At 59.8% G+C, this 8,159-nt stretch carries 8 protein-coding genes; 5 read left to right on the top strand and 3 right to left on the bottom strand.

Going from position 1 to position 8,159, the window contains the following annotated elements; translation table 11 throughout:
- Nucleotides 1-1,055: GspE/PulE family protein (locus B4U49_RS02330; protein ID WP_162276136.1), on the bottom strand; the 1,055-nt coding region annotated here is incomplete at its 3' end.
- 210 nt (nt 1,056-1,265) lie between these two features.
- On the opposite strand from B4U49_RS02330, the gene B4U49_RS02325 reads away from it, so the two are divergent.
- The 3 genes from B4U49_RS02325 (at nt 1,266) to B4U49_RS02315 (ending at nt 4,135) form a co-directional block, all read left to right on the top strand.
- Complete coding sequence (locus B4U49_RS02325) at nt 1,266-1,943, top strand: TIGR00153 family protein (RefSeq protein ID WP_078082970.1); 678 nt, start codon at nt 1,266-1,268, stop codon at nt 1,941-1,943.
- Nucleotides 1,944-1,958: 15 nt separating this feature from the next.
- Nucleotides 1,959-3,236, top strand: a complete 1,278-nt coding sequence (locus B4U49_RS02320) for an inorganic phosphate transporter (RefSeq protein ID WP_078082969.1) — start codon at nt 1,959-1,961, stop codon at nt 3,234-3,236.
- Between the two features lie 89 nt (nt 3,237-3,325).
- Nucleotides 3,326-4,135 (top strand): PhzF family phenazine biosynthesis protein, encoded by an 810-nt coding sequence (locus B4U49_RS02315; protein WP_239692435.1) that lies wholly within the window; start codon nt 3,326-3,328, stop codon nt 4,133-4,135.
- Nucleotides 4,136-4,198: 63 nt separating this feature from the next.
- Here the strand turns inward: B4U49_RS02315 and B4U49_RS02310 are convergent, their stop codons facing one another.
- Nucleotides 4,199-5,461 (bottom strand): M24 family metallopeptidase, encoded by a 1,263-nt coding sequence (locus tag B4U49_RS02310; protein WP_078082967.1) that lies wholly within the window; start codon nt 5,459-5,461, stop codon nt 4,199-4,201.
- An 83-nt stretch (nt 5,462-5,544) separates the two neighbouring features.
- Complete coding sequence (locus B4U49_RS02305) at nt 5,545-6,003, bottom strand: DUF6314 family protein (RefSeq protein WP_078082966.1); 459 nt, start codon at nt 6,001-6,003, stop codon at nt 5,545-5,547.
- Nucleotides 6,004-6,032: 29 nt separating this feature from the next.
- Between B4U49_RS02305 and B4U49_RS02300 the strand changes: the two genes are divergently transcribed.
- On the top strand, nt 6,033-6,914 hold the full coding sequence (locus B4U49_RS02300) for a DMT family transporter (RefSeq protein ID WP_078082965.1): 882 nt from the start codon (nt 6,033-6,035) through the stop codon (nt 6,912-6,914).
- 20 nt (nt 6,915-6,934) lie between these two features.
- The gene (gene argE / locus B4U49_RS02295; protein WP_078082964.1) at nt 6,935-8,089 is read left to right on the top strand and encodes an acetylornithine deacetylase; all 1,155 of its coding nucleotides are present in this window, start codon (nt 6,935-6,937) and stop codon (nt 8,087-8,089) included.
- Nucleotides 8,090-8,159 lie beyond the last annotated feature (70 nt).

Here is an 8,159-nt window from a genome sequence, read left to right as displayed (position 1 = left end):
GTTTTACCGGAGCCGGTGGGACCCGTCACCAGCACGATGCCGTTGGGGCGGCCGAGCATTTTGTGCCAGCGCGCCAGATCGTCACCGGCGAGGCCCAGATCGTGGTAGGAGCGCGCCAGTACTTCCGGATCGAAAATCCGCATCACCAGTTTTTCGCCAAAGGCAGTGGGCAAAGTGGAGAGGCGCAGCTCCACCTCGCTGCCGTCCGGGCGCTTGGTCTTGATACGGCCATCCTGGGGCTTGCGCTTCTCCGCCACATTCATGCGGCCGAGAATTTTGAGGCGACTGGTGACCGCGGCGTTGACCTGATCGGGCAGCTCGTGAATCGGGTGCAGGACACCGTCGATGCGGAAACGGATACGGCCAATACCGCGGCGCGGCTCGATATGTATATCACTGGCGCGCTGATCGAAGGCGTGCTGCAGCAGCCAGTCGACAATATTGACGATATGCTGGTCGTTGGCCTCCGGGTCTTTCAGGTTACCCAGCTCCAGCAGCTGCTCGAAGTTGCCCGCTGCGGAACTGCCCTTGAGCCCGCTGGCACCGGATATGGAATTGGCGAGGGAGTAGAATTCGGTGCCGTAGCGCTTGATATCCGCCGGATCCGCGACCACCCGCTGTACGGTGCGGCCACTGGTGTGTTCCAGCTGCTCTTCCCAACCGCTGGTATAGGGCTGTGCGGTGGCCACCAGCAGCATTTCTTTGGAAGCTTCCACGCACAGGATCTGGTGGCGCTTGGCAAACTGGAAGCTCATCACTTCGGTGACTTCCGCCACATTCACCTTAAGCGGATCGATATGGTAGAGGCCATGGGAGGAAATATCCGCCAGCCACTGGGTCAAAATAGAGGCATCCAGCACCTTGCCGGGCTTTTTCTGGTTCTCCAGCTCACAGCTGGCGATATAGGTAAGCGGGTGCATTTGCGCCTGTTCGGCGCTGCGCGGGGTGCCAATCAGGCGGTTGGCGTCCAGTCGGCTCACATAGCCCTGACTCACCAGATCTTCCAGCAATCCCGACAGATCGAGAACCCGGTCCGCAACTCTGCCCAAAGCCATATCCTTGCACCCGTCTACGCTTAAGTGAAGGCGCATTGTAGCTCTTATAGCGAGCGGCAACAGTGCACCGCGTCAACGGATCGGCACCGAAACCGAACCGTCACTGTGACCTGCGCACAGGTTGGGGTACCATGCCGCCCAATTTGGCTGCCTCTGATTAAACCGAGAGGCTTTCCATTCAACTGTCAGGACCGGAAAAAGGAACAGACCATGCCCCTGTCCAATATCGCCAACCTGTTCGGCCGCTCGCCGATCAAGCCGATCAAGGAGCACATGGCGACTGCCCACGAGGCGTCAGCGGATCTGGTGCCCTTCTTTGACGCCCTTATGAAGGGCGACTTCAGCACTGCCAAAACCGTTCAGCAGCGTATCTCCGCCAGTGAGAACCGCGCCGATGACATCAAGAAAGACCTGCGCCTGCATCTGCCGGACAGCCTGTTCATGCCGGTTTCCCGTACCGACCTGCTGGAGCTACTGCACGTCCAGGACAAGGTCGCCAACAAGGCCCAGGATATCGCCGGCCTCGCCATTGGCCGCCAGATGGAAGTTCCCGCATCCATGCAAACCATGATGGGCACCTTTGTGGAGAGCGCCGTCGCCGCTTCCGCGCAGGCGCTGACCGCCATCAACGAGCTGGACGAACTGCTGGAATCCGGCTTTGCCGGGCGCGAGGTGGATATCACCCGCCGCATGACCGAAGAGCTGGATGAGCTGGAACGCAAGTCCGACAAGCTCGAGGTGGAAGTACGCGCCGCTCTGTTCAAATTAGAAAAAGACCTGCCGCCGGTAGACGTGATCTTCCTCTACCGGGTAATCGAGTGGGTCGGTGACCTCGCAGATGAGGCCCACGGCGTGGGCAACCGATTGCAGCTGTTGCTGGCGCGATAACGGGAGAGAGAAAACGTGGATATCATTGCTCAGTACGGCCATATCTTCCTGATCCTGGCCTGCGTATTCGGATTCTTCATGGCCTGGGGTGTGGGTGCCAACGACGTGGCCAACGCCATGGGCACGTCCGTTGGCTCCCGCGCACTGACGATCAAACAGGCGATCGTGATCGCCATGATCTTTGAATTCGCTGGCGCCTATTTAGCCGGTGGAGAAGTGACCTCGACCATCCGCAAGGGCATCATCGCTCCGGACCTGTTCAACGACGCACCGGAACTGCTGGTTTACGGCATGCTCTCCGCACTGCTGGCGGCGGGCACCTGGCTGATGATCGCCAGTATCCTCGGTTGGCCGGTTTCCACTACCCACTCCATCGTCGGCGCCATCGTCGGTTTCTCCGCCGTGGGTATCTCCGTGGATGCGGTGGCCTGGGGCAAGGTGGCGAGCATCGTCGCCAGCTGGGTGGTGTCGCCGGTACTCGCGGGCACCATATCGTTCCTTCTGTTCCGGAGTGTGCAGCGGCTGATCCTGAACACCGAAGATCCGTTCACCAACGCCAAGCGTTACATCCCGATGTACATGTTCGCGGTGGGCTGGATGATCTCCATGGTGACCCTCACCAAAGGCCTCAAGCACGTGTTCAAAGACGCGGGCATTTCCCTGTCCTTCTGGCAGGATGCGCTGATTGCAGGCGTCATGGGCCTGATCGTGATGGGTGTCGGCATCGTATTGCTGAAACGCATCAAGCGCGATCCGTCGATGGAAAAAGACAATCGCTTCGCCAATGTCGAACGCGTGTTCGCCATCCTTATGATCTTTACCGCCTGCGCCATGGCGTTTGCCCACGGCTCTAACGACGTGGCCAACGCAGTGGGTCCACTGGCTGCCGTAGTAAATACCGTGCAGCAGGGTGCAGTAACCGCCAAGGCAGTGATGCCACCGTGGATCCTGCTGCTGGGGGGCGCGGGTATCGTAGTCGGTCTCGCCACCTATGGCTTTAAGGTGATGGCCACCATCGGTCGCAAGATCACCGAGCTGACCCCGAGCCGCGGCTTTGCTGCCGAACTGGGCGCCGCTGCTACCGTGGTTCTGGCCTCCGGCACCGGCCTGCCCATTTCCACCACCCACACCCTGGTGGGTGCGGTACTGGGGGTTGGCCTGGCGCGGGGTATCGGCGCGCTCAACCTGCGTATGATTACCACCATTGCCGCGTCCTGGATTGTTACCCTGCCGGCGGGCGCCGGCCTGGCCATCCTGTTCTTCTTCTTCTTCAAGGGTGTCTTTGGCTGGTAATAGCAATTACCCACCGCACTTGTTAAAAAGGGAGAGCTATTCAGCTCTCCCTTTTTTATTTGTGCTGATAATGTGAGAAGGACCCCTCCATGCAAAGACCCATGCAACTGCCCATCTACCAGGCCGACGCCTTCACCTCCGAACTGTTCAAAGGCAATCCCGCCGCATACGTGCCACTCACCCGCTGGCTGGACGACGCCCTCATGCAGCAGATTGCCGCAGAGAACAACGTGGCGGAAACCGCGTTTACGGTAGCCGCCGGCAACGGCTTCGAACTGCGCTGGTTTACCCCGGGAGAAGAAGTGCCCCTGTGCGGGCACGCCACTCTGGTAACCGCGCACCTGCTGTGGACGGAACTGGGCTGTACCGATGATGAGATTCATTTTTTCACCCGCAGCGGTGAACTGATCGTGCGCAGGGACGGCGAGCTTCTCGCGCTGGACTTCCCGGCACAGACAAATTCGGAAATTGCGCTCACGGACAAATACACCCACGCCCTGAACGCACAACCGCTGCGCGCACTGGAGGTTGCTGGATCGGACGATCAGTTACTGGTGGAATTTGCCAGTGCGGCAGAAGTGGCAGCGCTGGCACCGGATATGCGCGCCGTCGCCGCCCTTCCGTACAAGGGATTGATCTGCACCGCACCGGGAGAGGGATTCGACTGCGATTTCGTCAGCCGTTTTTTTGCCCCCGCCATCGGTATCGACGAGGACCCGGTAACCGGTTCTGCACACACCCGGCTGGTCCCCATGTGGGCAGAAAAACTCGATAAAACTGACCTGAAAGCCAGACAGATCTCCGCCCGCGGCGGCGAACTGGACTGCTCCCTGCAGCGCGACAGGGTGATCATGCGCGGATATGCGACGACCTACCTGCGCGGGCAGATTAGCCTGTAGCGATCACCAGCGTCCTATAAGTGATCGCTAAACGGGCCCTCTCGGAAAGTTGGGGCCCGTCGCTTACCCCAATTTTCCGAGAGGGCTGGTGAGGCTCACCGGCGGCTCGGTAAACCAGGCAGGTCCATCTTCGGTCATATAGAGACAGTCTTCGATACGCACGCCGAATTCACCGGGAAGGTACAGACCAGGCTCATTGGAGAAGCACATGCCCGGTGCGAGTCTGGTTTTCTCGCCGCGTACAAAATTGACAGGCTCATGCCCTTCCATGCCGATTCCGTGTCCGGTGCGGTGGGAAAGCCCCGGCAGCCGGTAGTCCGGCCCGAAGCCGTTTTTCAGATAGAAGGCGCGCACCGCATCATCCACGGAGCCCGCCGAAGCGCCGATTTTGGCCGCGTCGAAGGCGACATTCTGACCTTCGCGCACCAGGCTCCAGATCTTCCGCTGTTTCTTGCTCGGCTCGCCGTACACAAAGGTACGGGAAATATCCGACTGATAACCTTCCACGCTGCAACCGCAGTCCATCAGTACGATCTGCCCTTCACGGATCTGTTGCGGCTGCCCACTGCCGTGGGGATAGGCACTGGCCTCGCCAAACAGGGCCATGGTCCACACCCCCTGCCCGCCGAGAGCAGTCTGCGCCTCGCGCATCATCTGGTTGACGTCGTCCGGGGTCATCCCCGGGCGCAATCCCTTGTACACCTTGCCGTAGGACGCGAGGGTAATCTCATTGGCCTTTTTCATCAGCGCCAGCTCCGCGGGACTTTTGATCATCCGGCAGCCGCGGGTGACCGGGTCTGCGCTGACCAGCTTGAATCCGGGGAGCGCCTCGCGGATACCGTCGGCGACAAACCAGCGCACCGATGCTTCCAGCCCGATGGCGCCGGACTTGATACCGCGGTCCTTGAGCACACCGGCCACCCGCGCAAACGGGCTCTCGTGTTCATGCCAAGTGCGCACGTCCTCGCCGAACGTCATTGACTCGCGTACCGAGGGTTCCTCGAAAAATGGCGTGACCACTGCCAGCTCGCCGCGGCGCGGGATGATCACACAGGTCAATCGCTCAGAGCGCCACCAGCGGATACCGGTGAAATACAACATGGCTGCACCGGGCTCGAGCACCATTGCGTCGATCCCGTTTTTTGCCATCAACTCCTGCGCTCGCGTCACCCTGGCCTCACGCTCGGACACACTGATCGGTTGCACGCCCGCGAGCAGGGTTTCGGTTTTTTTATCGGTACCGGCGCTTGTAGCCGCGCGCAGTGGCAGCGCTGGTGCGACAGCCAGTAAAGCGGCGGCTTTCAACAGATGGCGTTTGCTCGGCATGGCGGTTTTTCTCCTGGATTTGATCTGTGGTGTATCTTACCAGCAGTACATTATCCAGAAGAGCGGCTTACCGAAAACGCGGCTTACCAGTAGTGATAGTGCAGTCGCTCGTTCTTACGCGGCCCGTGAATCTGCCAGATCAACTCGATTTCATCATTGTGCAGCAACAGCTCTGCGGTATAGGTATCATCGCCGCAAAGATGGGGCGATTGATGGCGAAACCCATGTTCGGTCACCGGAACCAGGTTAAACAGCATCACGGGTTCCTCGCGGCGCAGGTGCTCGAGGCGGACAAATTCGACACAGCGTGTCCAGCGGTAGCGGTTGCGCAATTCGATCTTATTACCATCGCCATCGGTAAATTGAGCGTGCTCGGCAAACAAGATATGCGCACCACTGCGCGTAACCGCCACTTCCCCACGACCGTGACCGCGCCAGTTGGTTTGCGACCCCGGCCCGTTGCTGGCGTTGAAGCTGAAAGCGCGCACTTTTTCCAGACGCGTACACAGTTGCGCCAGCGCCGTCAGGGGTTTGTAATCCATCCTTAAATTCACTGAGCCATTCCGAATTCATGATTCTGCTGTTACTTGTGACCCTGCTGTGGGCGTTCTCCTTCAGCCTGATCGGCGTCTACCTGGCGGGCCAGGTAGACAGTTATTTCTCTGTACTCACCCGGGTGCTGCTCGCCACCCTGGTATTCCTGCCATTTCTCAACTGGCGCACCCCGCCGCGCAGCGCCCTGATCCTGATGGCCATCGGTGCGGTGCAGCTCGGGCTGATGTACCTGTTTTACTACCAGTCGTTCCTGCTCCTGAGCGTACCCGAAGTATTGCTGTTTACCATTTTCACCCCGGTTTACATTGCCCTGATCTACGACCTGATGGCGCGACGTTTTTCACTGCGGGACTCCCTGTGGAACCTGTCCGTGGCAAGTATCGCAGTGGCCGGCGCAGCGATCATCCGCTGGGGTGATCTGAGTGACGATTACTGGCGCGGCTTCTTTGTAGTTCAGGGCGCCAATCTGTGCTTTGCCACCGGCCAGGTTGCCTACAGGCAGTTTATGCAATCTGCGGGCGCCCGGGGCGAGACACTGGCCCCGCGCCAGACATTCGGCTGGTTTTTTATCGGAGCCAGTATCGTGGCACTGCTCGCCTGGGCAATACTGGGCAAACCCCACTACCCGGACAGCCCGCTGCAATGGGGCGTGTTACTCTGGCTGGGCGCGGCCGCCTCGGGACTGGGCTACTTTCTGTGGAACAAGGGAGCCACCCGCGTTTCACCGGGCACCCTCGCGGCGATGAACAACGCGCTAATACCGGCAGGGCTGCTGGTTAACCTGCTGATCTGGAATCGAGACGCAGACCTGCCGCGTCTAGTGGGTGGCGGCCTGCTGATTGCCGCGGCAGTTGCCCTGAGTGAATGGCATAGTAAGCGTCGCCCCAGAAGAACCTAACAGATACAAGGATTGTCATCATGAGCACCCACACGCTGCCCTCCCTGCACAGCCAGCTGCAACAACTGGTTGCCAGCCCCAGCGTCAGCGCAACAAATCCGAAACTGGATATGGGTAACCGCGGCGTAATCGACCTGCTTGCCGCGTGGCTGGAAACCCTCGGCTTTGCCATACAGATCCTGCCCATCGATGGCCAGCCTCACAAAGCCAATCTGATTGCCACCCTGGGCAGCGGCGACGGCGGCCTGGTACTGGCCGGGCACACGGACACCGTGCCCTACGATGACAATCGCTGGCAATCGGATCCATTCAAACTCAGCGAGCGGGACAACCGTCTTTACGGCCTCGGCAGCACCGACATGAAAGGCTTCTTTCCGCTGGCCATTGAGGCCGCGAAAAGTTTTGCCGACAAGCCGCTACAGCACCCCTTGATCATTCTCGCCACCGCTGACGAGGAAACTTCCATGTCCGGCGCCCGCGCCCTGGTAAAGGCGGGGATGCCCAAAGCGCGCTACGCAGTGATCGGAGAACCCACCGGGCTCAAGCCCATCCGCATGCACAAGGGCATGATGATGGAGCGCCTGCGTATTACCGGCCAGGCCGGACATTCTTCCAATCCGGCGTATGGTGCCAGCGCACTGGAGGCCATGCACTCGGCCATGAGCGAGATACTGAAACTGCGTGGCGAGTGGCAACAGCGCTACCAGAACCCCGGTTTTGCGGTGCAGGTACCGACGCTGAATCTCGGCTGCATTCACGGCGGCGACAATCCCAACCGGATTTGTGGCCACACCGAATTGCAGTTCGACCTGCGCCCGTTGCCAGGGATGCCGATGGACGATCTGCGCAGCGAATTACATCAGCGCCTGAAAAACACGATCGGTAGTGAAAAAATCAGCTTGGAAATGGATTCGCTGATCGGCGGCGTCGAGGCGTTTGAAGAGCCGGCCCAATCGGATCTGGTCAAGGCAGCGGAGAAGCTTACCGGGCACAGTGCCGAGAGCGTCGCCTTCGCCACCGAAGCGCCATTCCTGCAGAAGCTGGGCATGCAGACCATCGTACTCGGCCCCGGCGATATCGATCAGGCACATCAGCCGGATGAGTATCTGGGACTGGAGCGAATTGATCCGATGGTGGAAATTCTGCGCGGGCTGATCGGGCGTTTTTGCCTCTAACAAAGTGAAAACTCTACGAGAAGGTATCGATACCGGGGTGGCCTCGCGAGACCTTCGAAAAAAGGGACTT

It is taken from the genome of Microbulbifer mangrovi (genome assembly GCF_002009015.1).
GTDB lineage: Bacteria > Pseudomonadota > Gammaproteobacteria > Pseudomonadales > Cellvibrionaceae > Microbulbifer > Microbulbifer mangrovi.
Note: the sequence above shows the minus strand (reverse complement) of the source record. Positions and strands in the feature narration are given on the sequence as shown.

What these genes read in the sequence shown, in the direction of transcription:
- B4U49_RS02325 (WP_078082970.1), top strand. Translation starts at nt 1,266, where the DNA reads ATGCCCCTGTCCAATATCGCCAACCTGTTCGGCCGCTCGCCGATCAAG.
- B4U49_RS02315 (WP_239692435.1), top strand. Translation starts at nt 3,326, where the DNA reads ATGCAAAGACCCATGCAACTGCCCATCTACCAGGCCGACGCCTTCACC.
- B4U49_RS02310 (WP_078082967.1), bottom strand. Translation starts at nt 5,461, where the DNA reads ATGCCGAGCAAACGCCATCTGTTGAAAGCCGCCGCTTTACTGGCTGTC.
- B4U49_RS02305 (WP_078082966.1), bottom strand. Translation starts at nt 6,003, where the DNA reads ATGGATTACAAACCCCTGACGGCGCTGGCGCAACTGTGTACGCGTCTG.
- B4U49_RS02300 (WP_078082965.1), top strand. Translation starts at nt 6,033, where the DNA reads ATGATTCTGCTGTTACTTGTGACCCTGCTGTGGGCGTTCTCCTTCAGC.
- argE (WP_078082964.1), top strand. Translation starts at nt 6,935, where the DNA reads ATGAGCACCCACACGCTGCCCTCCCTGCACAGCCAGCTGCAACAACTG.